General features: G+C 26.6%; 21 protein-coding genes. 15 read left to right on the top strand and 6 right to left on the bottom strand.

The features are described from left to right. Nucleotides 1-16 precede the first annotated feature (16 nt). The gene (locus T324_RS0100795) at nucleotides 17-469 is read left to right on the top strand and encodes a hypothetical protein (protein WP_028328538.1); all 453 of its coding nucleotides are present in this window, start codon (nucleotides 17-19) and stop codon (nucleotides 467-469) included. 21 nt (nucleotides 470-490) lie between these two features. Here the strand turns inward: T324_RS0100795 and T324_RS0100790 are convergent, their stop codons facing one another. Beyond that, nucleotides 491-1,249 (bottom strand): DUF4261 domain-containing protein, encoded by a 759-nt coding sequence (locus T324_RS0100790; protein WP_028328537.1) that lies wholly within the window; start codon nucleotides 1,247-1,249, stop codon nucleotides 491-493. Between the two features lie 10 nt (nucleotides 1,250-1,259). After that, nucleotides 1,260-2,612 carry a UDP-N-acetylmuramoyl-tripeptide--D-alanyl-D-alanine ligase gene (locus T324_RS0100785; RefSeq protein ID WP_028328536.1) on the bottom strand — a complete coding sequence of 451 codons (1,353 nt, stop codon included), beginning with the start codon at nucleotides 2,610-2,612 and terminating at the stop codon, nucleotides 1,260-1,262. Between the two features lie 1,218 nt (nucleotides 2,613-3,830). On the opposite strand from T324_RS0100785, the gene dnaA reads away from it, so the two are divergent. From dnaA to dnaJ, 12 genes are all read left to right on the top strand, one after another. Next, nucleotides 3,831-5,222, top strand: coding sequence for a chromosomal replication initiator protein DnaA (gene dnaA, locus T324_RS0100780; RefSeq protein WP_028328535.1), 1,392 nt, complete (start codon nucleotides 3,831-3,833; stop codon nucleotides 5,220-5,222). Nucleotides 5,223-5,829: 607 nt separating this feature from the next. After that, nucleotides 5,830-6,444 (top strand): nucleotide exchange factor GrpE, encoded by a 615-nt coding sequence (locus tag T324_RS0100775; protein WP_028328534.1) that lies wholly within the window; start codon nucleotides 5,830-5,832, stop codon nucleotides 6,442-6,444. A gap of 24 nt (nucleotides 6,445-6,468) precedes the next feature. Further along, complete coding sequence (locus T324_RS0100770) at nucleotides 6,469-6,678, top strand: hypothetical protein (protein ID WP_028328533.1); 210 nt, start codon at nucleotides 6,469-6,471, stop codon at nucleotides 6,676-6,678. Nucleotides 6,679-6,759: 81 nt separating this feature from the next. Next, the gene (gene dnaK / locus T324_RS0100765; protein WP_028328532.1) at nucleotides 6,760-8,664 is read left to right on the top strand and encodes a molecular chaperone DnaK; all 1,905 of its coding nucleotides are present in this window, start codon (nucleotides 6,760-6,762) and stop codon (nucleotides 8,662-8,664) included. A gap of 111 nt (nucleotides 8,665-8,775) precedes the next feature. Beyond that, entirely contained in the window at nucleotides 8,776-9,189 is a 414-nt protein-coding gene (locus T324_RS0100760; RefSeq protein WP_028328531.1) for an ankyrin repeat domain-containing protein, read from the top strand. Then, a complete protein-coding gene (locus tag T324_RS0100755) occupies nucleotides 9,186-10,034 on the top strand; it encodes an ankyrin repeat domain-containing protein (protein WP_028328530.1) in 849 nt (282 codons plus the stop codon). The genes T324_RS0100760 and T324_RS0100755 overlap by 4 nt, the downstream gene beginning before the upstream one ends. 58 nt (nucleotides 10,035-10,092) lie before the next feature. After that, on the top strand, nucleotides 10,093-10,998 hold the full coding sequence (locus T324_RS0100750; protein WP_028328529.1) for an Rpn family recombination-promoting nuclease/putative transposase: 906 nt from the start codon (nucleotides 10,093-10,095) through the stop codon (nucleotides 10,996-10,998). A gap of 27 nt (nucleotides 10,999-11,025) precedes the next feature. Further along, complete coding sequence (locus T324_RS0100745; protein WP_028328528.1) at nucleotides 11,026-11,658, top strand: ankyrin repeat domain-containing protein; 633 nt, start codon at nucleotides 11,026-11,028, stop codon at nucleotides 11,656-11,658. Between the two features lie 23 nt (nucleotides 11,659-11,681). Then, entirely contained in the window at nucleotides 11,682-12,503 is an 822-nt protein-coding gene (locus T324_RS0100740) for an ankyrin repeat domain-containing protein (RefSeq protein ID WP_028328527.1), read from the top strand. A gap of 225 nt (nucleotides 12,504-12,728) precedes the next feature. Continuing rightward, entirely contained in the window at nucleotides 12,729-13,418 is a 690-nt protein-coding gene (locus tag T324_RS0100735) for a YoaK family protein (RefSeq protein ID WP_028328526.1), read from the top strand. A gap of 11 nt (nucleotides 13,419-13,429) precedes the next feature. Next, complete coding sequence (locus T324_RS0100730) at nucleotides 13,430-13,726, top strand: DnaJ domain-containing protein (RefSeq protein ID WP_038374911.1); 297 nt, start codon at nucleotides 13,430-13,432, stop codon at nucleotides 13,724-13,726. A gap of 64 nt (nucleotides 13,727-13,790) precedes the next feature. Continuing rightward, entirely contained in the window at nucleotides 13,791-14,921 is a 1,131-nt protein-coding gene (dnaJ, locus tag T324_RS0100725; protein ID WP_028328524.1) for a molecular chaperone DnaJ, read from the top strand. A 4-nt stretch (nucleotides 14,922-14,925) separates the two neighbouring features. Here the strand turns inward: dnaJ and T324_RS0100720 are convergent, their stop codons facing one another. Continuing rightward, nucleotides 14,926-16,014 (bottom strand): glycosyltransferase, encoded by a 1,089-nt coding sequence (locus T324_RS0100720; RefSeq protein ID WP_028328523.1) that lies wholly within the window; start codon nucleotides 16,012-16,014, stop codon nucleotides 14,926-14,928. Between the two features lie 88 nt (nucleotides 16,015-16,102). Here T324_RS0100720 and T324_RS0100715 point away from each other — a divergent pair, with 88 nt between their 5' ends. Further along, nucleotides 16,103-18,844, top strand: coding sequence for a tetratricopeptide repeat protein (locus tag T324_RS0100715; protein ID WP_028328522.1), 2,742 nt, complete (start codon nucleotides 16,103-16,105; stop codon nucleotides 18,842-18,844). A gap of 10 nt (nucleotides 18,845-18,854) precedes the next feature. Here the strand turns inward: T324_RS0100715 and T324_RS0100710 are convergent, their stop codons facing one another. The 3 genes from T324_RS0100710 to T324_RS0100700 form a co-directional block, all read right to left on the bottom strand. Next, nucleotides 18,855-19,664 (bottom strand): pyridoxamine kinase, encoded by an 810-nt coding sequence (locus tag T324_RS0100710; protein ID WP_028328521.1) that lies wholly within the window; start codon nucleotides 19,662-19,664, stop codon nucleotides 18,855-18,857. Nucleotides 19,665-19,678: 14 nt separating this feature from the next. After that, complete coding sequence (locus T324_RS0100705) at nucleotides 19,679-19,903, bottom strand: hypothetical protein (protein WP_028328520.1); 225 nt, start codon at nucleotides 19,901-19,903, stop codon at nucleotides 19,679-19,681. Between the two features lie 121 nt (nucleotides 19,904-20,024). After that, nucleotides 20,025-21,017 (bottom strand): hypothetical protein, encoded by a 993-nt coding sequence (locus T324_RS0100700; RefSeq protein ID WP_028328519.1) that lies wholly within the window; start codon nucleotides 21,015-21,017, stop codon nucleotides 20,025-20,027. Between the two features lie 521 nt (nucleotides 21,018-21,538). Here T324_RS0100700 and T324_RS0100695 point away from each other — a divergent pair. Next, nucleotides 21,539-24,178 (top strand): calcium-translocating P-type ATPase, PMCA-type, encoded by a 2,640-nt coding sequence (locus T324_RS0100695; RefSeq protein WP_028328518.1) that lies wholly within the window; start codon nucleotides 21,539-21,541, stop codon nucleotides 24,176-24,178. Nucleotides 24,179-24,181 lie beyond the last annotated feature (3 nt).

Raw genomic sequence — 24,181 nt, 5'->3', positions numbered from 1 at the left:
TAATACAAGGATAATTATGCATATTATAAAATTAGTATTTGTAATTTTATTTGTTATTGTATCATGTTCTAATAATGATAGAAAAATTGAAGTTGTTCCTGTTGATTCAACCAAATCTTTTTCTGTATTGGGTTATTGTGTGCCTGCTCCTGAAAACTCTCTAAATGTTAAATATGCTATTGTTAATAAAACCATAGCAGAAGCAAATTTTGATTATAATAACATTAATTATTATTATAGAGCTTCAAAGAATTTAGATGAACTATTATCTTTTTACAGCAATCTTAAAGAATATAGAAAAAATATTGACGAAGAAACAGATGTAGAAATAAATATAGAAACTAATGATAAAAAAGAGTATATTGCATATTGGAATGTTAATGATATATATTATTCTCTATTTACTGAAAATGAAAATGGTATTGATGATTTATCTTTAATTCTTATGAGAAACAAGGCTATAAAGTAGTAATTATATATAATTTCATTCTTAATTTTTCTTTAAATCTTTTAAATTCTTTTCAAGCATAATGAATTTATTATCAAAGAATTTAAACATTCCTATATAATCATCATCTGTCTGCATAGTGTTGCCGTCTTCAAGATTCAAATTATTTTCTATAATGCTCCTTGATAATATCATAAGTACTCTGATTATGCTGTCAGCCTCTCTTACAGTTTTATAAGCCATAATCTCATATTTACCAAAATTTTTAAGTCCTTCAGTATAAGCATGATTGCCGTTGCCGTCAGAAAAAATATCAACTCTTACCCATAAACAAGTTGGAAAGTAGTTATTATTTTTTATATATTCATTCATTTCAAATAAATATGTATCTTTAGAAATAAGCAGATTTATTTCTCCTATTAAAACAGCGGATACGTTATTTTGATTTATTATAGAGTAACAAACTTTACTAAAAGTTAAAGCCATATCTCTGAACTTTGTATTTGAAGAATTAACTTTAATAGATAAAAAGGATTTATGATTTAATATTTTTTGCTTAGTTTCTTCTCTAATATCATTATAATTTATTAATATTTCTGCTTCCTTATCAGGCACATTGAAAGGGGCAAGTTCATATTCAAAATCTATATTATCTATTGTAAATGTGTTTTTATTATTATGGGAAACTACCGTTATATCTATATTCCAATCTTTGTTTAACTGTGATGAAAAGTCATTAACATATTTATCATCTAACAATATGAAGGCTATTATATAATTATTTTGTATTAATTTGTTCATATTTAGGCCTTTATATATCTTTTATATTATCTATTATAACCGCAAACCCCATACCTAATGAAGCCTTTATTAACATCGCTGTATCATCTTGCAAAAACTCTTTTACTTTTTCTAAGGTACTTTGAGCATTGTCAAAATGATATTTCTCACAATTAATGGTATCATAAATATCTTTTGAATGCTTTCCTACTGCTATAACAACATCTATATTTTTTAATTCATTTATAACATTTCCTATATTTTTATGATAAGAAGAGTTTTCAGTTTCAGTTTCAAGCATATCGCCTATTACAGCAATCTTTTTTGATTCGCTTCTTTGGGATAAAAACTTAAGCATATTTTTTAATGCAGCAGGATTTGAATTGTAACAATCATTTATTACATTGCATCCTTTTATATTAGTTATTTGCATCCTGTTTTTTTGAGATTCATAGGTTATCAATATATCCGCACATTTTTGCAAGTCAACATCATAAAGTTCAGCTACTTTTAATGCTGATAATACATTATGCAAATTAAAATCTCCAATTAGATTATGTTTAAAAGTTATTCCTTTATATTCAAATGTATTATCATCTTTTTTTATTATTTCTTTTATATCAGCTTCTATTATATTTTTTATATTGTTTCTTTCTGCTTCTTTTTTTAATATATCAACACAATTAGTGTTCTTATTTATTACAGTATTAGCATTTTCTCTAGTATGATTAAAAAGTTCTGATTTAGCATAAGCAATATTTTCTATAGAACCTAAATGTGCAATATGTACAGGCTCTACATTATTTATTATAACTGTATTAGCTTCTATCGCCTCAGATATTCTTAATAATTCATTTTTATGATTCATACCAGCTTCAATAACTGCTATTTCATAACCGCTATCTAAATTAAATATTGTTTTAGGAACTCCTATTTCATTATTTAAATTGCCTTCTGTTTTTAATGCTTTATATTTTGTAGATAAAAAGAGATGAGTTAATTCTTTTGTAGTAGTTTTTCCGCAGCTTCCTGTTATTGATATCATAGGTATATTGAATCTTCTTCTGTATTCTCTAGCGAGTTTTATAAAGAAAAGTATGGTGTCGTTTGTATAAAAAGCTGCTGCATCATCAGGAAGTTTTATGCTTTCATCGCTTAAAATAAAATATCTGCATCCTTTATTATAAGTTTCTAATGCAAATTTATTTCCGTCAAACTTATCACCCTTTATTGCCAAAAATAATTTACCGCTGTCAAAATCATCTCTGCTGTCAGTGGATATTTCTAATTCTTTATTTAAATCTAGTTCTTCTATATTTTTAGAACATTTAGAATTTAATTCTTTTGCTATTGTAATTATATCTTTTAATGAAGTTTTACCCATAATAATATTTCCAATTTAATTATATTGTTAACATAATTAAACCATATAAATAAAAAATTGTAAATAAGTATAATTTATTATTAGATTTGTTTCAAAACTACTTGGTAAAATTAGCTACATCATTATAAATATGATTTAAGTTATAATATAATGTTTTATATGTTGTGTAATAATTGATTTTAATGTATAAAGTTGCTGTCTCTTTGCTTCTCACTGCAGGGGTACTTCGTATGCACCTGACAGTATCCAAAAGAAGTTGAGTTACCATATGGGTATGCAGAGTGTGGAAATCCTCAATTATAAAATTTAAAATACTAAAAATAAAAATAGTATAAATATTTATTGATTTACTTTTGAAACAAGTTTGATATGTAATTTTATTTATATATGAATATGAAAAAATATTAATTGACATATTAGTATTTAGTGTTAGAATAATAATGTTTGGTGTGAAATAGTGATTTACAGAGTTTAGTCTCAATACCCTGTTGCTTATAGCTTAAAGAGCGGTTTTAATAAACTGTTTCTGGATATACAGGAAAGTGGGATTAATGGCTCTGTTGGTATTAAAAGCTTGGCAGAGTTTTTTATATTTTGATTGTAATTTTTTATATGATATATTAGAGGTTAATCACAAACGAATTTTATTAATATTTATTTTAAATGGATTATATCTAAATATAGATAACTTTTTTGATAATATTTAAAATACAAAAATAACATTTATAAATATATTAGTTTTAATTGAAAAAATTTAAGCAATTTTAATTTTCAAAGCGTTGGCTAAATTATCTAATTTTTCACTATTAAATTTATATTGCATGTAAAACATAATTACTATGATTTAATAGTAATTTTTATATTCTACTTTCGCCTGCTGAAGGCACGCTTTACAATGGTTCTTTTACGAAGTTAGCCTATAGCGGTGCGGTTGAAAACAATAAAAAAATTGACAAACTTAAAAATTTTCAGTATATAAAAATGTGGTTCTCTTATGCGGGCATAGTTTTATGTTTTTTTACAAATGGAACTGTCTTTATACGTGTAAAAAAATTAATCATGTATATGTGGAAAAGCCATATTATAAAATTTAAATATTAGAATAAAAAACATTATAAATATTTATTGATTACTTTTGAAACAAGTATGTTGTACAATTATTTTTATAATATAAATACCGATTATAAAGTAGTTGAAATATATATTGAAGATGATTAGATGGAAAATATAAAACAATATTGGGATGATTTTTTAGATATTATAAATGAAGATAATGAGTTTACAGCTGTTGCTTTGTTAAAGGGAAGTGTATTTATAGTTGATGATGAAAATAAAGCTTCTATAATATGTTCCGGTGATTTTGCTTCTACACATATAAAAAAAGATTTTTTGCCTAGAATAAAAGAATTCATATCAAATAAAGCTGGAATTGATGTTGATATAGATGTAAAAGTTGATGCAGAACTTGTAAAAGACTATATTGATAAAATTGACAGTATAAATATTTTAAATAATGAAAATGAATATTCAGAGAAAATTGATAAAAAAGAAGTTTTTTCTGAAACAGCTACAGATAATAGAATAAAATCAAATTTGAATGAATATTTTAAATTTGATAATTTTATTCAAGGCAATAATAACAGATATGTATTTGAAGCAGCTAAATATGTATCATCAAATCCCGGAAAAGAATATAACCCTCTTTATATATACGGAAGTGTTGGAATAGGAAAGACGCATTTACTTCAGGCAATAGGAAATAGTTATATAGATTCTAATCCAAGCTCAAGAGTTTTTTATATAGACGGCAGCGGTTTTAGAGATGAATATGTATATAGTCTTCAAAATAAGAAACCAGAAGTTTTTAAAAGAAAATATAAATCTTTGGATATGCTTTTATTGGATGATTTGCAGCTGCTTGAAAGTGCTCAGGAAACATCAAAAGAATTATTTGAAATTTTCCAAGCATTGGATAGTGCAGGAAAGCAGATGGTGTTTGTAAGTGATAAGCCTCCTAAAGAATTAAGGAATATAGAAGCCAGATTGAAAAATAGATTTGAAAAGAGTCTTATTCTTTCAATAGAACCTCCTCAATATGAAACAAGACTTGCCATTATAGAAAGGAAATTAATAGATTTGCATACTTCTATGGATGATGAAGTTATGAAATATATGGCAGAAAATATAACTACAGATGTTAGAAAGATTGAAGGTGCTATAAGGGCATATTTATCTGTAAGAGATATAATGAAAATAACCCTGGATGTTGAGCAATGCGACAAAATGGGTATATTTAAAGATTATTTTACTAATAAGCCTAAATTAAAAAATGCTACTGTCAAAGAAATAAAGAAATTAGTTTCAGATTATTATGGAATAGAAATGTCTTTGTTTGAAAGTAAAGATAGAACTAAATTTATATCAAAGGCTAGACATGTGGCTATATATTTAGCATGCGAATATTCAAAAAAGTCTGTTACAGAAATAGGGCTTGAATTTAATAGAGATCATGCATCTATAATACATGCCAGAGATAAAGTAAAAGATGAATTAAAAAGCGGATCTCATATATATTCAGAAATTAATGAAATTATATCATCTATTTCATAAGTTCATATAAATAAAAATAAAAAAAAATTATTGACTTTTATGTGATTTTTTATATAATTTAATAGTATTGTTAAATTAATACAATTTTTCATAAACCTCCTTATCACCCTGCAGTGTTTTCTCAGGGTGATGCTTTTTTTAAACATTTTTTATTGAAATATGTTGAATATAATGATATTTATATATAAGTCTTAATTAATTGTATTAAAATAATACAAAATCTATAATAGTGTGTGTATAAAAAATATACAAATTAATTCTATTTAATATGCCTAATGATTATAGTTATATAATGTTGAACATATAAAAATTATTAATTTCCTGTAATCACTCTTACATATTGACTTTCATTTAATTTAATATAATACTTTATATATGAATATTAAGTAAATATATTGTATATATATATGCTAAAAATGTAATTGTCTTACATATTAAACAAAATATATTTATAATGTTATTAATAGTTTTGATAGCATTTGTTTTAGATTTTAGTATGTAATAATTTTAATATTTTTGAAATATATATTATATTTGAGTGTTATTGGCACGTTTTTTGCATATATATAAGTGTGCGATAAAATAAATATCCTTAGAAGGAGATTAAATGGAAGAAGAAATAAAAGAAACTAATGATGATATTGAAAAAGATTCTGAAACAGAAGAAATAGAAAATAATAATTCTGAGGAAGGCTGTGTAGAAGAAAATAATAATAATGCAGAAGAAGATGAAGTAGCTGTTTTGAAAAAAAGAATAGAAGAGTTAGAAAATGAATCTGCTGATATGAAAAATAAATATATGTATGCAATGGCAGAGGTGGAAAATGTTAGAAAGAGAACTGCCAAAGAAAAAGCAGATGGTATTAAAAGAGCTAATAAAGATTTATTATTGTCACTTTTGAATTTTATGGATAATTTTGAAAGGGCTTTAAAATCTTTGGAAAAAGATTCAAATATTCAGGGAAGCGAATATTTTAAAGGAATAGAATTAATACATAAACAATTTATAGACTTTATACATGATAATGGGGTTTTTGAAATAGAATTAAAAGAGGGCGATGAATTTGATCCTAATGTACATGAAGCATTAACTATGATAGAAGTTCCTAATATTGATAAAGAACAAGTTGTGGAAGTATATGCTAAAGGCTATAAATTGAATGATGAACTTTTGAGAACAGCGAAGGTAGTAGTCGGAAAACCGCAGGCTGCCTCTAATTAATAAATAAATTAACTAGGAGATTTTATGGCACATATTCAACTTTTTAGAGCTTATTATGAACCAAAGGGTGATAAAAAAGCAAATATACAGCATATAAATGGTGTACTGCAGGATTTAAGTGATGCAATAAATAATCACATTAAAGACAAAGAAGTGATAAATGTTGACCTTACTACTTCTCATTTAGGTAATGGTCATACTGAGTATGTTGTTAGTGTTCTGACAAAAGACTAATAACAATAAATAAATAATTTTTATAATAGTATTAATTTTTAATATTAAAAACAACTAAATAATTTAAAGGAGAAATTTATAATGAGTAAAATAATTGGAATAGATTTAGGAACAACAAATTCATGCGTATCAGTAATGGAAGGCGGCAAACCTGTAGTAATAACAAATGCAGAAGGAAACAGAACAACACCTTCTATAGTAGCATTTACAAATAAAGGCGAAATATTAGTAGGTCAGCCTGCTAAAAACCAAATGGTAACTAACCCAGAAAATACAATCTTCTCTATTAAAAGATTTATGGGTAATACTTATGCTGAAGTATCAGAAGAGCGTTCAAGAATGCCTTATACAGTTTTAGAAGACGGCGGAAAAGTAAAAATAAAAACTTTAGAAGGAAACTTCACTCCTCAGGAAATAAGTGCAAGAATACTTCAAAAGATGAAGCAAACAGCAGAAGAATATTTAGGTGAAACTGTAACTGATGCTATTATTACAGTACCTGCATACTTTAATGATAGCCAAAGACAGTCTACTAAAGATGCTGGACGTATTGCCGGACTTAATGTATTGAGAATTATAAACGAACCTACTGCTGCAGCTTTAGCTTATGGTATGGAGAAAAAGAAAGATGAGAAAATAGCAGTTTATGACTTGGGCGGCGGTACTTTCGATATATCTATACTTGAATTAGCTGACGGAGTATTTGAAGTAAAAAGTACAAATGGTGATACTCACTTGGGCGGTGATGACTTCGACCAAGCTATTATTGATTGGTTAATAGATGAGTTTAAAAAGGATACAGGTGTTGACTTGAATAATGATAAAATGGCTTTACAGAGATTAAAAGAAGCAGGCGAGAAAGCTAAAAAAGAACTTTCAAGCTCATTACAAACTGATATTAATTTGCCATACTTGACAGCTGATGCTTCAGGTCCTAAACACTTGAATGTATCTTTAACAAGAGCAAAATTTGAGGATTTAATTAGAGACTTAGTAGAGAAAACACGCATACCATGTGAAAAAGCATTGAAAGATGCAGGACTTTCTACTAGCGATATAGATGAAGTTATACTTGTAGGCGGTTCAACAAGAGTTCCTATGGTACAGGAAATAGTTAAAAACATCTTTGGAAAAGAACCAAATAAGAGTGTAAACCCAGATGAAGCAGTAGCAATGGGAGCTGCAGTACAAGGCGGTATCATTAAAGGTGATGTTAAAGATGTACTTCTTCTTGACGTTACTCCGCTTTCACTTGGTATTGAAACAGAAGGTTCAGTAATGACTGTTTTAATCAACAGAAACACTACTATACCTACAAACAAAAAACAAGTATTCTCTACAGCAGCAGACAATCAATCATCTGTAACTATTAGAGTATTACAGGGTGAGAGAAAAATGGCTAATGACAACAGAGAGCTTGGAAGATTTGATTTAGTAGGAATACCTCCTGCACCAAGAGGAGTACCTCAAATTGAAGTATCATTTGACATAGACGCTAACGGTATCGTACATGTTACAGCTAAAGATTTAGGTACTGGTAAAGAGCAGAAAATAAGAATAGAATCTTCAAGCGGATTAAGCGAGGATGAAATAAATAAAATGGTTCAGGATGCTGAAAAACATGCTGAGGAAGATAAAAAGAAAAAAGAAGAAGTTGAAGCTAAAAACAATGCTGACCACATGATTTATCAAACAGAAAAATTGTTGAAAGAAAACGGCGATAAATTACAGCCTTCTGATAAATCAGAGATTGAGTCAAAAATGAATGCATTAAAATCAGCAGTAGAATCTAATAATACAGATAGTATTAAAAGAGCTACAGATGATTTACAGGCAGCATGGAGCAAAGCTTCAGAGGCACTTTATAAACAAGCAGGAGCACAGCCTGATGCAGGCAGTCAATCATCATCAGGCGGAGAATCATCAGGCAGAAAAGATGACGGCGTAGTTGATGCTGATTATGAAGTTGTTGATGATAATAAATAATAGATAAAAAGTAAAAGTTGAATATATAAAGTCTAATGGGCGGTTGGAAGTTAATTTTTAAGTTTTGATTTTCAGCCGCCTATATTTTTAATATTTATAGGGGGATTATTAATGAAAAGAAATATAGAATTAGTAAAAGCAGCCAGACTTGGAGATTTAGAGAAAGTAAAAAACATATTAGAAACAACAGAAAAGTTTGAACATAATGAACTTAATATAGCGTTAGAATATGCATTATTAAAAGGTCATAGAGATATAGTAAAAGAGCTTATTATAACTGGTGCTTCTAATGCAGAAACTAAATTAAAATTAGATTATAATAATGTTTTATTTTATTATAGCGTAAATGATGTACAATGCATATATAGATTAATGATAATTTATTATTCTTATATTGGAGATTTTGAAATGGTTGAGCTTTTAATAGATTCAGGGGCTAATGATTTAAACACAGCTATGATGGCTGCTTTAAAAAATGGGCATTCAGAAATAGTTGAATTTTTAAAAGCTAATGGAGCAGTATGAAAAAAGATGTTGAGTTAATAGAAGTTATTAAAAAGAACGATTTTGATAGAATAAAATTTTTAATATCAAATGGTGCTGATATCAATATAAAAAATAGATATGGTAATACTCCTTTAAATACAGCTTCAGGATTTGGTTATTTTGAAATTGTTAAATATTTGATAGAGCATAATGCTGAAAATACTGATGCTTTGATTATGGCTTCTATGAACGGACATGAAAAAATAGTGAAATATTTAATAGAGCAGGGAGCAGATGTTGATATTCAAGATGAAAGAGGCGAAACGGCTTTAATGAATGCATCACAAAATGGACATTACAATATTGTAAAATGTTTAATTGATAATGGGGCTAAAATTGATATAAAAGACAATGGATATCAAACGGCTTTAATGTATGCAGCAAATAATGGTTATTTGGAAATTGTTAAGTATTTAATCGACAAAGGTGCAGATATTGATAATGAAAATAGAGACGGAGATACTGCTTTAGTATATGCTTCGGAGAATGGGCATTTTGATGTAGTAAAATATTTAATAGAAAAAGGAAGTGATTTAATAAAACATAGTAATTCTTTATGGTATGCCTCAAAAAATTGTCATATAAAAATAGTTAAGTTGTTAATAGATTCTGGTGCAGATATTAATTTAAAAAATATAGCAGATGTTACTGTTTTGATATTTGCTTCAATGAATAATCATTTAGAAATAGTAAAATTATTAGTAGATTCAGGAGCGGATATAAATGTTAAGGATGAAAAGGGTAGAACTGCTTTGAGATATGCTGTGAAAAATGGGCATTCAGAAGTAGCAGAATTTTTAAAATCAAAAGGGGCTATAGAATAAAATATATTTTAAATTTTTGTTCTTTGACAATTTACTGTAATGTTAGTATAATACTATTATGAAAGATTTAAAAAAATTAGAACAAATATTAAATGAACCTATAACTATAAATAATTTAAATAGAATTAATGATCTATTTTTAAGGTATTTATTTTCCTATTCTGGAAATGAAAATATAGCTTTGAATTTTATTAATTCAGTATTTAAAGATTCAGATTTTGAAATTTTTAAAGAAATAGAAATACTTAATCCGTTTAATATTGCAGAAAACTACGATGAAAAAGAATCTATTGTTGATATAAAAGCTATAACAGAAACAGGCATCGTTGTTTTAATAGAAATTCAGGCTAGAGGAAATGAAGATTTTATAAAAAGAGCTTTATATTATTGGGCTTATAATTACAGCAGCAGCTTGAATAGAGGTTCTGAATATGAGGAATTAAAAGTTGTTGCTAGTATTAATATTACCAATTTGATTTTATCTTATGAAAATAAACTTCATACTTGTTATGTTTTAAAAGAATTAAATAATAATAGAATTTTAACTGATCATTGTCAGATTCATTTTATAGAATTGCCAAAATTTAATTTGGATAATATTCCACAAATTGAAGACTTTGATAAATTGAATAAGGAATTTGTTTCTTGGATAAAATTTTTTAAAGGAGAAGATATGTCTGTTTTAATAAAAGAAAATACAATATTTGAAGAAGTAGAAAAAAAATGTAATACTTTTGTTAATAATAGTCCTGTAATTGATAAGTATAAAAAAAGAGAAATAGATGCATACTTCTTTGATAAAAGTATTAAATTAGATTTACAAAAAGCTGAAGAAAAAGGCATGTCAAAAGGTATTGAAAAAGAAAAATATAATTTAGCTAAAAATATGAAGAATGAAAATCTTGATATAAATTTGATAAGTAAAATAACGGGTTTAAGTACGGAAGAAATTTCTAAGTTGTAATTTTATAATTAGTTCTTATTTTTTATTATGAATACGAAATTATTAGAAGCCATTAAAAATAATGATTTTGAAAAAGTAAAATTTTTAATATCATCTGGATATGATGTCAATACAGAAGATGACTATTATAAAACTCCTTTGATGTATGCTTTAGAAAACGGATATTTAGAAATAGTGAATTATTTATTGGATAAAGGGTATGATGTTTCAAATGATAGACATGCTTTAAGTTCTGCTTCTAAGAATGGTTATTTAGAAATTGTAAAACTGCTTATAGATAAAGGAGCAGAATTCAAAAATGACAGGCATGCTTTGATGTATGCTTCAGAAAATGGATATTTTGATATAGTTAAATATTTAATAGAATTAGGAACAGATGTTAATATGAGAGATTATTCCTACAGAACTGCTTTGCTGTACTCTGCAGGAAGCGGACATTTAAATATAGTAAAATATCTAGTTTCACAGGGAGCAGATATAAATATAATAGGTGATAAATATGGAATAACACCTCTAAGCAATGCTGCAAAGAATGGACATTTAGAGGTTGTTAAATATTTAATAGATAAAGGTGCTGATATAAAAAATGATAGGCATGCTTTGAGTGATGCTTCAAAAAATGGGCATTTAGAAATAGTTAATCTTTTGAAAAATTATTGATAATTAAATTTTTGGAAATATATATGGAATTATTAGAGGCAGCAAAAAACGGAGATTTGGTCAAAGTAAAATATTTAATAGAATCCGGATGCGATATTAATTATGAGGATAAAGATGGGTATACAGCTTTAATTTTTGCTTCTTTTAATGGGCATTTAGAAATAGTTAAATTGTTAATAGAAAAAGGTGCTGATATAAATAGAGAAGACAGAGACAGCAGAATGGCTTTGGATTATGCTTCTTTAAATGGACATTTAGATGTATTAAAACTTTTGATAGATAACGGAGCTTTTATTAAAGATAATTATGCTTTAGTTTATGCTTCAGAGAATGGGCATTTAGAAATAGTTAAATTATTAATAGAAAAAGGTGCTGATATAAAAGATAGTTATGTTTTAAGTTATGCTTCATTGGGCGGACATTTAGATATAGTTAAATATTTAGTAGAACAAGGAGCCGATGTTAAAAATACTTATGCTTTAATATCTGCTTCACAGAATGGCAATTTAGATATAATTAAATATTTAGTAGAAAGAGGAGCTGATATTGATAAAGAGGATACATCTTCCAGAACAGCTTTAATATATGCTTGTGCAAATGGTAATTTAGATGCTGCCAAATATTTAATAGAAAGAGGTGCTAATATTAATAAAGCAAATACAGACGGAAGAACAGCCTTGATGTATGCTTGTGCGAATGGTTATTTAGAAGTTGTAAAATATTTGCTAGATAAAGGAGTTAATATTAATAAAAAGGATGTAGATAATAAAACAGCTTTTAATTATGCTTTGGAGTTTGGAAACAGTGAAATTGCTGAATTATTAAAATCTAATGGAGATGAATAATTAAAAATATATTTTAAATTTGCTCTTTTATTATTTGATTATTTTTTATATAATAGATGTACAATTATTTTTTAATAAGTAAGATAAAAATTTGTATATACAATTTTCTATGCTAATATAGAGAAGATACTAAATTATAAATTTATATAAGCTAAAATATATTATAATATTTCTAAAAATGTATTTTTGTGTTATAATATTTAGCAATAATAAATGGGTTAAAAAGTGAAAAATAGTATAATTGCTTTTATAAAAAGAAAAAATGAATCGATGCATACAACTGAAACTATATATGTAGCTTCAATACTTACTTTAGTTGGCGGTTTTGTTGATGCTTATACTTATATTACCAGAGATGGAGTATTTGGTTATGCTCAAACTGGAAATATGATATTTTTTGCTATGCATTTTGCAAAGAAAGAATTTATGGATACTATGCATTACTTAATACCTATTTCCGTTTTTATTGTTGGTATTTGGACTGCTTTATATATAAAAAAAGTTTTAAATAAAAAGAAGTTAATGGAATTGGAATATGTTATTATACTAATGTCTGCTATTATACTTTTTATAGTTGGTTTTTTACATAAAGGTGTTTCAAATATTATAGTTGTTAGTGTTATATCATTTATGTCAGCAACTTTGATGATAACTTTCAATAAGGTTGAAGGGCTTGCTTATGTTACTAATATGTGTACAGGTAATTTAAAATCGGCTTCGGATAATTTATTTAGATTTTTATTTAATAGAGATAAGACTGGTTTAAAAAATGGACTTATATATTTAACAATTCTTTTTTCATTTACTTTTGGTGCTTTTTTAGGAAGTTTTTTTACTAATATGTTTGGTATTAGGTCTATATGGATTGCTTCCGGATTATTATTAGTTGTTGAAAGTTTGATGTTTTTTGATTAAGAGGTATATTTATGAATAATAAAAAAGATTATTATAAAATACTTAATGTTAATATATTTTCTAATATTGAAAGTATAAAAAAATCTTATAGAGAATTAGCTATGAAATATCATCCGGATAGAAATTCTGGTAATATAGATGCAGAAGAAAAATTTAAAGATATAACTGAGGCTTATGAAATATTATCTGATGAAAAAAAGCGTATGGAATATAATTTAAAATATTTAGCTAATAGTAAATATTTTATTGGAGGTTTGGCCGTACTTGGTCTTGGTTTAGGTTTAATTTTCACTAAAAGCAAAAAATAAATTATTGAGAATATTTTATATATTTTCATTTTGTATAGAGTAAATTTATATGAGGATATAATAAATGGCAGAAAAAAGAGATTATTACGAAGTTTTGGGAGTTGCAAAAACAGCTACTAGTGATGAAATAAAGAAAGCATATAGAAAATTAGCTATGCAGTACCATCCGGATAGGAATCCTGGTAATAAAGAGGCGGAAGAGAAATTCAAAGAGGCTACAGAAGCCTATGAAATATTATCTGATGAAAAGAAACGTGCTCAGTATGATCAATTTGGTTTCCAAGGAGTTCATAGTGATTTTGCTGATGCTTATGGAAGAGGAGGTTTTGACTTTTCATCAATGTTTGGCGGAAGTGGCGGATTTGGAGATTTGGATGATATATTCAGTTCATTCTTTGGAGGCGGATTTTCAGGCAGAGGTTCAAGATCTCAAAGACGCGGCAATGATTTAAGACATGATGTAACACTTTCATTGGAAGATGCTGTATTTGGCAAAAAAATGGAAATAAAGCTGGATAAAAAAGATATTTGCGATGTTTGTCATGGAACAGGAGCAGAACCAGGAACTAAAACTCAAACTTGTCCTACTTGCGGAGGAAGCGGAGAGGTTAGAATGGCACAAGGATTTTTTAGTGTTAGAAGAACTTGCAGCAGATGTAATGGCAGCGGTTCTATAGTAACTACTCCTTGTAAAAATTGTAAAGGTACTGGTACAGTTAAAAAGAATAAAACAATATCTGTTAATATACCTAAAGGAATTGATGATAATACTCAGCTTAGAATCAGCGGAGAGGGTGAGGCAATAGGCGGAGGTGTTTCAGGAGATTTATATTTATATATACATGTTTCTCCGCATCAATATTTTGTTAGAGATGGTATAGATTTAATAACAGAGGTTGGTATAAACATTGTTCAGGCTGCGTTGGGTACTGACATTTATATACAGACATTGGATAAAAAGAAAGTTAAAATAAAAATACCAGCAGGTACAAATAGCGGACAAGTATTTAAGTTAAAGGGAAGCGGTGCTACTCATATTAACAGATCCGGCAGAGGAGATTTATTTGTTGTTGTTAATATTGATGTTCCTGATAAATTATCTTCTGAGGAGAAAAGATTATTTAATGAACTTAAAAAGGTTATGCCTAATAATGACGAACCTGTTTTAAGAAAACCAAATAAAAATAATTGGTAAATAATTAATTGCTGCTTAATGAATAATTATTTATCAATTCTAATATTTCATTAGAGTTTTGATTATAATTGGCTGATGACATAAATACTTCATAAGTTTTTTTGTTTTCGGCCATTTTTTTTATTTTTGATATTATTGAAATTGGATTCTTTGAATTATATATTAAAGCATTCTTTCCATCATCAGCAATTTCAGCAGATGAACTTTTTTCATCTATTATAGGCAATGTTTTATAATGCCAAGCAGAAACTAATTCGGTATAAAAAGAATCATTAGTATCATGTATTATTATAGCTTTTGAATTTTCTATTTCATTTGCTATTTTTGAATTATCATCTTCTTCTATAAAGTCAACATATTGTTCTATATTCAATTTCTTTATATTTTTTATTATATCTTTATTGTAGCCTACAATTTTTAATCTATATACCTCATCGCTTTCTTTTAAATATTGAGCATAAGCAGATGTACATTTAAATATACTTTCTTCATTATTGTAAAAAATAATAATATTTTTTTCTTTTTCTTTATGCTGCTTATTATTAAAAAATATATACGGTGAAAAATATGGATATATAACTTCTATGTTTTTTATATTTTTATGCAGATACAATATTTTCTCTTTTACTTTATTACTTCCGCATATTATAATATCTATATTTGATGTATGTTCATAATCTAATTTTCTTAAAACTTTATCAGTTAATTTATTTTGCTCTATATTATTATCATAAAAATATAAATGGTTTTGGAACTTCAATGCATACCAAACTATTATAGGTACTTTTCCTCTATTTTTTTTTATCAATATATTTTTAGTCATAGATGCTATTATATTCATTGGAAAATCAACGGCTATAATTGCATCTGCATTTTCAGACATTTTTGCAATATCATTTGCTGATTTTTTTAATAATATTGTAGATAAATGTTTTCTAGTTATATATGCAGGAAAATTTTTAGAAAATGATTTGGAAAATACAGTAACTTTTATATTTGATTTATAAAAATATTCAATTATATTTAAAATAAATTGATTTGATTTATTTTTTATATTTCCTATATTAGATGCTAAAATAATAATTTCTTTCACTTTTACATACTCTTTACATTTTTAATTATTACAAGTAAAATATAGCAAATCCAATTCCGATATTATTCTTAATAAGAAAGGATTTATTATGAAATTAATAAAAGTATTACTTATAATTTTTACATTATATGTTTCGGCATATTCCAGAGATATTTTACAATATCATAAAGTGATGTCAGATAGAAATTTAAATATATCTTTAGATAGTATAAATATACAAGAAAATAAAATAAATATTGATGAGGAAACAAAATTTGTATTAAATAAAGAATTAGATAAAGCTAAAAAATTAATAGAAGAAGGTAAATTTTTTGATGCTGTAATTTTATGCAATGATTTAGAAAATAATTATTCAAATTATTATGATATATATTATACAAGAGGATTAGCTTATTATAAAAATGCGGATTTATATTATGCTTCATTAGATTTTACTAAATTATTAACATTACATGTAGATAAAGATAGTTATGACAGAGTTTATGGTTTAGCTGGAAATTTTTTTGAGACTATTAATGAATATGAAGAAACTTTAAAAACTTATGTAACAGCATATAAAATTTCAAATAATCCTAGATGGCTTTTTTTAGCTGGTAATGCTGCTTTAATCAATGGAGATATAAAAAGTGGAAATTATTATTTTGATTTATGTAAAAAATCAGGCTATGGTTATGAAGGACTAGGAGACATAGATTTAATTAATAATCAATATAATAATGCTATAGCCAACTATAATAATGCCAGATATTCAAATCAAGAGGATTTAGCTAGAATACAAAGTAAAATATCAAATGCCAACATAAAAAAAGAAATATATGCATGGAATTTGAGTATAGAAGAAAAAGATTATACCAATGCTTTAAATATTTTAAATAAAATATCATCTTATTCATTGCAGTATCCTGAAATATCAGTAGCTTTAGGTAAAACATATTTTAACATGGGAGATTATGCAAAAGCAAAATCCATATTAACAAAACTAATTTCTATAGAGAAAGATTTTGATGAAGCTTATGCTATTTTGGCACAAATATATTTATATGAGAATAATGAAACAGCAGCTGTAAAGACTTTGGAAACAGGATTAGAATATTCATATTATAAACCTAGACTTTATGAAACTTTTGCTGTTATGCTTTATGAAGCAGGATATAGTTATTATCCGGATAAAATAATATCTCAAATAGTAGATATGTATAATATTTCAGCTGAGAATAAACTTTATTATAGTAAAAACTTAATATTTAAAAAGGAATATGATAAAGCTGAAAAGTTGTTAAAAGGAGTTACTTTATATGAAGCTGAGGCAGAGGAATTAATTAAAAGCATAGAATATAATAAGATATTAGATAAGGTTTATGAATTAAAATCTAAAAATTATTATGTTGATATTATGCAGTTATTGTCTTTAAGAACATTTACAGGAGATGAAGAGCAGTTAAGAATAGGATATATAGCTGATGCCTATTATCAATTAGGTTCTATTGACAAAGCTATAGAAATATTAAAAGAGCCTTTTAATGCTAATGAGATAAGTATTAATAATGTTTTACTTTTAAGAAAATTATTAGAAATTAGAGCATCTAGTAAGCAAACATCTCAATATCAAAAAGAGATAGATTTTATAGACATAAAAGCAACAGAGTATTGGGAAGAAGAATTAAAACTTCATACAGAATTAATTACTGATAGAATATATGAGTTTGCAAGATTTAATCAATATGATGAAGCTTTAGCTTATGTATCCGATTTAAGAAATAAAAATTATGATGTAGCATATATTAAAAAAATAGAATCTATAACTTACGGACTTTATGCTGCTTATTTATATAAGAACAATGAATATGATAGCGCTAGTAAAACAGTTGGATTAGCAGTGAGAAGAAATAGAAATAATTATGATGCTGTTGCAATAAGAAAAGAAATGGAGATAGATTCATATTTAAATTCTATTGGTTATTATGATAATACAAGTGCTTATATAGAATTGTCAAGTACAATGAAAGAGATTATAAGAATTGCTCCTGCTTATATTGAAAATAGAATTAAGTTGGCAGAAAGCTATATTAAAGAATATAATATAGATGGATTTAATATAATTAATAATATTTGCAAATATATTAATGTTAACGGAGGAAAGGATTTATTATTAGGAAGAATATATAATAAATCTTCTTTGTATGCTTATTCTTTATTATCTTATAATAGAGCTTCAAAATATTTAAAAGTTAATCCTATATATAAAGCAGAAAGTGAAATTAATTTGAATAAGAATATATCTGCTGATGAGCCTGCCAATTGGGTTAATGATAATATTAAATATCCTGATGGACTTTATGCAGCAGCAAAATTATATACTAAAATTGGAAATTATGATGAAGCAATAAATGTAATAAATAATGCTATAGCTCTTGATAAAAATATTAATTATATTTATCAGAGAGGATATATAAATGAACTTATGGGAAAAACAAGAGATGCATTAAATACTTATGAATATATAATAAAAATAAGAAAAAATTATGCTGCGGCAAATTATAGAGCTGCTTTAGTTTATTTTAATAATTTTAAAGATGATAAAAATGCTGAAATTTATGCTTTAAATTATTTGGAACTAGTTACAGATGACTGCAGCGGATATAAATTATTAGGTGATATTTATAAATTTAGAGCAGAGAGTTATATAGATCAAAACACTAATAATTTACTTAAAGAAGCTTTGAATTATTATCAAACAGCATTATCTAAGGCAGTATGGGGAAAAGATTTAAATACTAGAAAAGAATTAATAACAAATATAGAATATATACAGAATAAATTTTTAGAATAAAAAATAGTTTTTAAAGTAAACTCAATCTTTTTTCTATTGAGATTCCGTATAGTCTGTCATCATTATCTTTAACAGAAGCATATACTGAATCGTATAAAAATTTAGTGGCTTTTTTAAGAGAATCTTCTATTTTGTTTCCTTGTAAAATATATCCAAGTAATGAAGAACCAAAAGCATCTCCTGTACCTGGTATGCTTATATTAATTTTGGGATAATAACTTGTAATTATATTGTTATTTTCAAAACATAAACATCCTATTTTATCATCTTTTGTAACACTTGTAACTATTACAATTTTAGGCCCCATTTTAGAAAGTTCTTCAGCCATTTCTTTAACTTCTTCTTCACTATATGTTTTGGAAGGATCTTTATCCAATAAAACCGACAATTCTGTAATATTAGGTGTTACTATATCTGCATATTTAATTATATTCTTCATAGAGTTCACATGTTCATATGACATAGAAGGATACAGCTTTCCATTATCTCCAAGTATTGGATCTATCAAAATAGTATTAATATCAAAACTTTTTATTATGTCTATTACAATATCAGGCTGTTTTCCAGAAGCGATCCATCCTACATAGAAAGCATCAAATTTAGGATTTCTTATTTTTAATTCTTCTACGATTTTTTCTAATTGTTCAGTTAAATTAAATGCACAAAATGATTCAAATGCTGTATGATTAGAAAGAAGTACACTAATAAGAGGAGAAACTTTAATTCCAAAATATGATAGTATAGGAATATTTACGGTAAGTGATGCCTTACCATAAGAACATAAATCATTTAAAAGCAATACATTTAAGTCTTTTTTCATTTGATATATTCTTTTTATTTAAATATTATAAGAGATTTGCTGTCAGCAAGAACTTTATAACCAGCTATTCTAGCGAAATATGAAAACTCATCAAGAGAAATATCATATCTATCTTCTATTTCTTCTTTAGTTACTTTCATTTTCTTACTCCCAGTCATGAAAGATTGAAGCTCAAATCCGGAAGTACCATATTTTCTCTCAATTTCTTTTTGAAATGGATTTTTTTTAACTTTTTTCATTTATTTCTCCAAAAAGAATTTTACCCTACCTAGTAATAATTTATAACATATAATCGATTTTTTTTCAATTATTTTAATAAAAATATTAAATCAGCAAATACTATACAATATTAATATATACTTATTTTTTAGTCAATACAGATTTGCTTCCATCTGGAGTTGTATATGTTACAGTTTGTTTATCTGCAGAAAATACAAATTTATGCTCTTTTGTAGGATATCTTGAAGAATATTGATATACAATTAAAGTATTTCCAGACATAACAGGTGTTCCGGAAGTTACTCCTGTTATTGTTACTTTAGAAGAAGATACTGTTAAAGTTGTGCTTCCTTCTGAATATGTGCCGTTATATGGAGTGAATATATCATATTTTTTCAATTTTTCATATTGTAATTGATTATTAATCCATGTATTACCAAATATTAATTTATCATTATAGAAATGTAAATCTTGTTTACTTGTAGTTCCGCCTGATTGAGTATATGATATTGTTAATACATTTCCATTATAATAATCTTTTGAATATGTAATATTAAAATTATTGTCAATATAAACCTGTCCTGCTCCATCAATAAGTATATAATATTTTTTTGTATCATCATAATCATAATAATAGTAGTTTCCGGTTTCAGCTATCAAACCATTTATAGGTTCTCCTATTTTGTTTGTATATCCCTTTTGGGAAGAATATGTGTCTTTATGAAAGATAGCATTGGCAAAAAGATATATATTTCCATCAGGACCAAAATTAAAAGTAAACATTTCATCATTCATTTCATATCCTGCTCCAGTTCCGCTAGATTTGCCTTCTATGTATATTTGGAGTTTAGTTCCAAATAATGTTCTAATAGCATTGATTTGAGTACCATATCCGCTGTATATTTCAGTACCTTCAATTCTGTATCTCATATCAAGACTTCCATCTTCATAGGTGGCATAGTAAATACCATTACGCTGTTCTAAAAATCTATTTATTGTTGCTTGATCTGTAATAGCTATATCTGGATGTATAAGACTTCCATCTCCAATATTTAATTCACTTGGATCTGTTATTGATGCTGAACAACTTAATATAAACAATATAGCAGATATGATTATTGAATTCTTAACCATTAGTTTTCTCCTAACTAATTATTGTTTCTGTCTCAAAATATATTGTTTGTTAGGAAATTATAGGAATTGCTACATATATACAGCATACAATAATTACCTTAATTTATTGTTTTATATAAAAATGATATATTAAGAGTATAAAAAATCAATACAATATATATACTTTTTTAGAATTATATTACACTAATAAGGAAATTTAGTACATTATTATATATTTTTTTACATTGGAAGTTTTTTTATAAAATAAAAATATTTTTTCTTGACATTATTTTTACTATATGTTATTATACACCACGTAATAAAGTTCATAATCAAATACTCATGAGGGAGTAGTTGACGTAATTTATTTTACGTGGCAAAGTCAACATCGCAGCTCTTGAATTATTAGAGTTTGGCTAGCCTTAATTAATGAGACTCAAGTATAAATAAACTTTTAAAGTATTTTAATGCTTTGATAGTTTATTTATGCATGAGTCTTTTTTTATGCACTTTTTATAAAATAATTAAATGAGAGGTAAATAATGAACAGTTTTTTAGGAAGCAAAAATGACATTATAAAAGAACTTAATGTTGACCCTAAAATCGGTTTAACCAAGGAAGGGCAAAAATTGAGTTTGGAAAAATATGGAGCTAATAGTTTTACCAAAGAAAAAGGTGCTACTTTAATTCAGAAAATATTAGAGTCATTAAAAGAACCTATGATATTAATGCTGATATTTGCAGGTATTATTGCTATTGGTGTTAATACAGTTGCTTATTTTAATGGAGGTCATGCTGATTTTTTAGAGTGCTTAGGTATATTTTTGGCTATAAGTTTATCTATAACAATTACCATAGTTATGGAAGGTAAAAGTGCTAAGGCATTTGAAGCATTAAATAGTATTAACGAAGATATTAAAGTTAAGGTTATAAGAGAAGGGCAGGTAGAAATAATAAATCAAAAAGATTTACTTGTAGGAGATATTGCTTTTATAGAAACAGGTAACAAACTTCCAGCTGACGGAAGGTTGCTTGAAACAGTATCTCTTAATATTGATGAATCTGCTTTAACAGGTGAAAGCGAACCAGTTGAAAAAGATGCTGAAATGGTATTGACTGATGAAAAAACTCCAGTTGCTGAAAGAGTAAATATGGCTTATTCCGGATCATTTGTTACAACAGGAAACGGAAAAATGATAGTTACATCAGTTGGAGATGCAACCGAATTTGGTAAGATAGCAAGAGAGTTATCTAAGACTAAAACTACTACAACACCTTTGCAGGAAAAATTAGCTCAGTTAGGTAAAAGAATAGCTATGTTCGGTATTACTGCTGCAGCTATAGTATTTATAATTCAAGTAATTAATTTTATTAGAACAGGTAATGCTAATTTTACAACTATTTCAGAGGCATTTATTACAAGTATAGTTTTGATAGTTGCTTCTGTACCGGAAGGTTTGCCTACAATAGTTGCTGTTTCTCTTTCTATTAATATTATAAAAATGGCCAGACAGAATGCATTAGTAAAGAAAATGGTTGCTTGTGAGACTATAGGAAGCGTTAATGTTATTTGTTCTGATAAAACAGGTACTCTTACAGAAAACAAAATGACATTAAATAAATTATTTGCTAATGGTGAATATATAGAGCCTGAAAATATAAAGAATGAAAAAATTATAAAAAACTTTGCTATAAACTCTACTGCTGATGTTGATTATAAAGACGGACAAGCTAAGTTTTTAGGTAATCCTACAGAATGTGCATTGCTTGTTGCTGCAAGTAAGTCTAATTATAATTATAAAGAAATAAGAGAAAAATCAAAAACTATATATGAATATCCTTTCTCATCAGATACTAAAAACATGACAACTGTTGCTAAAATAGATAATGAAACTATTGTATTTACTAAAGGAAGTCCGGAAAAAATAATGGCTATGTGTAGTATAAGTGCTGATGAAAAAAAAGGCATAGAAGAAGCAATAGAAAAATTTCAAAATGAAGCTAAGCGAGTAATAGCATTTGCTCATAAAATAGTTGATGATAATGTTGAAAATGTCAGAGAAAAATTAGAAAGCAATATGATATATGACGGATTTGTTGCTATATCAGACCCAGTAAGAAAAGAGGTTTATGATGCTGTTGAGCAATGCAGAAGTGCAGGAATAAATATAAAAATGCTTACAGGTGATAATATTGTTACTGCTACAGCAATAGCCAGGGAATTAAAAATACTTAATGAAAACAGCATTGTACTTGAAGCAAAAGATATAGATGCTATGGATGATAATACATTGAAGCAGAATCTAAGTAAAATATCAGTTATAGCAAGAAGTACTCCTACAGTAAAAATGCGTGTTGTTAATGCTATAAAAGAAATGGGTAATGTTGTTGCTGTTACAGGTGATGGTATAAATGATGCTCCTGCTATTAAGAATGCGGATGTGGGTGTTGCTATGGGTATAACAGGTACAGAAGTTTCAAAAGAGGCTAGTGATATAGTTCTTCTTGATGACTCTTTTGCTACTATAGTTAAAGCTGTTCAATGGGGTAGAGGAATATATGACAATTTCCAAAGATTTATACAGTTCCAGCTTACAGTTAACTTAGCTTCTGTAGTAGTAGTTCTTATATCTACATTGACAGGATTTAAATCTCCATTTTCTGCAATACAGTTATTATGGATAAATATCATTATGGATGGACCTCCTGCTATTGCTTTGGGACTTGAGCCTATAAGAGATAATTTAATGAAAAGAATGCCTACAAAAAGAAATGCAAGCATTGTAACTAAAAAGATGATATTTAAAATAGTATTTTCAGCTACTATTATGATTATATTATTCATGCTTCAAAGCAAATTGAATATACTTAAAGTTGCAGAAGCAGAACAGTCTACAGTTTTATTTGCTATGTTTGTAATGTTCCAGATATTTAATTCATTTAATAGCAGAGAATTAGGATTCGACAGTGTATTTAAGTATTTCTTAAATAATAAATTAATGCTTTTAAGTATGGGCGGAACTTTTATATTACAAATATTGGTAACTCAGTATGCCGGAGGATTTTTCAATACTGTTCCTTTAAGTTTTAATACATGGATAAAGATTATTGGAATTTCTTTAATAGTTATATTAGCTGCTGAGATTTTTAAAATATTTGTAAGATTAATAGCAAGAAAATAAACT

The organism is Brachyspira alvinipulli ATCC 51933 (assembly GCF_000518245.1).
Taxonomy (GTDB): domain Bacteria; phylum Spirochaetota; class Brachyspiria; order Brachyspirales; family Brachyspiraceae; genus Brachyspira; species Brachyspira alvinipulli.
Note: the sequence above shows the minus strand (reverse complement) of the source record. Positions and strands in the feature narration are given on the sequence as shown.

Excerpts from the sequence above, each read along its gene's own strand:
- T324_RS0100795 (WP_028328538.1), top strand. The coding sequence starts at position 17 with ATGCATATTATAAAATTAGTATTTGTAATTTTATTTGTTATTGTATCA.
- T324_RS0100790 (WP_028328537.1), bottom strand. The coding sequence starts at position 1,249 with ATGAACAAATTAATACAAAATAATTATATAATAGCCTTCATATTGTTA.
- T324_RS0100785 (WP_028328536.1), bottom strand. The coding sequence starts at position 2,612 with ATGGGTAAAACTTCATTAAAAGATATAATTACAATAGCAAAAGAATTA.
- dnaA (WP_028328535.1), top strand. The coding sequence starts at position 3,831 with ATGGAAAATATAAAACAATATTGGGATGATTTTTTAGATATTATAAAT.
- T324_RS0100775 (WP_028328534.1), top strand. The coding sequence starts at position 5,830 with ATGGAAGAAGAAATAAAAGAAACTAATGATGATATTGAAAAAGATTCT.
- T324_RS0100770 (WP_028328533.1), top strand. The coding sequence starts at position 6,469 with ATGGCACATATTCAACTTTTTAGAGCTTATTATGAACCAAAGGGTGAT.
- dnaK (WP_028328532.1), top strand. The coding sequence starts at position 6,760 with ATGAGTAAAATAATTGGAATAGATTTAGGAACAACAAATTCATGCGTA.
- T324_RS0100760 (WP_028328531.1), top strand. The coding sequence starts at position 8,776 with ATGAAAAGAAATATAGAATTAGTAAAAGCAGCCAGACTTGGAGATTTA.
- T324_RS0100755 (WP_028328530.1), top strand. The coding sequence starts at position 9,186 with ATGAAAAAAGATGTTGAGTTAATAGAAGTTATTAAAAAGAACGATTTT.
- T324_RS0100750 (WP_028328529.1), top strand. The coding sequence starts at position 10,093 with ATGAAAGATTTAAAAAAATTAGAACAAATATTAAATGAACCTATAACT.
- T324_RS0100745 (WP_028328528.1), top strand. The coding sequence starts at position 11,026 with ATGAATACGAAATTATTAGAAGCCATTAAAAATAATGATTTTGAAAAA.
- T324_RS0100740 (WP_028328527.1), top strand. The coding sequence starts at position 11,682 with ATGGAATTATTAGAGGCAGCAAAAAACGGAGATTTGGTCAAAGTAAAA.
- T324_RS0100730 (WP_038374911.1), top strand. The coding sequence starts at position 13,430 with ATGAATAATAAAAAAGATTATTATAAAATACTTAATGTTAATATATTT.
- dnaJ (WP_028328524.1), top strand. The coding sequence starts at position 13,791 with ATGGCAGAAAAAAGAGATTATTACGAAGTTTTGGGAGTTGCAAAAACA.
- T324_RS0100715 (WP_028328522.1), top strand. The coding sequence starts at position 16,103 with ATGAAATTAATAAAAGTATTACTTATAATTTTTACATTATATGTTTCG.
- T324_RS0100710 (WP_028328521.1), bottom strand. The coding sequence starts at position 19,664 with ATGAAAAAAGACTTAAATGTATTGCTTTTAAATGATTTATGTTCTTAT.
- T324_RS0100705 (WP_028328520.1), bottom strand. The coding sequence starts at position 19,903 with ATGAAAAAAGTTAAAAAAAATCCATTTCAAAAAGAAATTGAGAGAAAA.
- T324_RS0100700 (WP_028328519.1), bottom strand. The coding sequence starts at position 21,017 with ATGGTTAAGAATTCAATAATCATATCTGCTATATTGTTTATATTAAGT.
- T324_RS0100695 (WP_028328518.1), top strand. The coding sequence starts at position 21,539 with ATGAACAGTTTTTTAGGAAGCAAAAATGACATTATAAAAGAACTTAAT.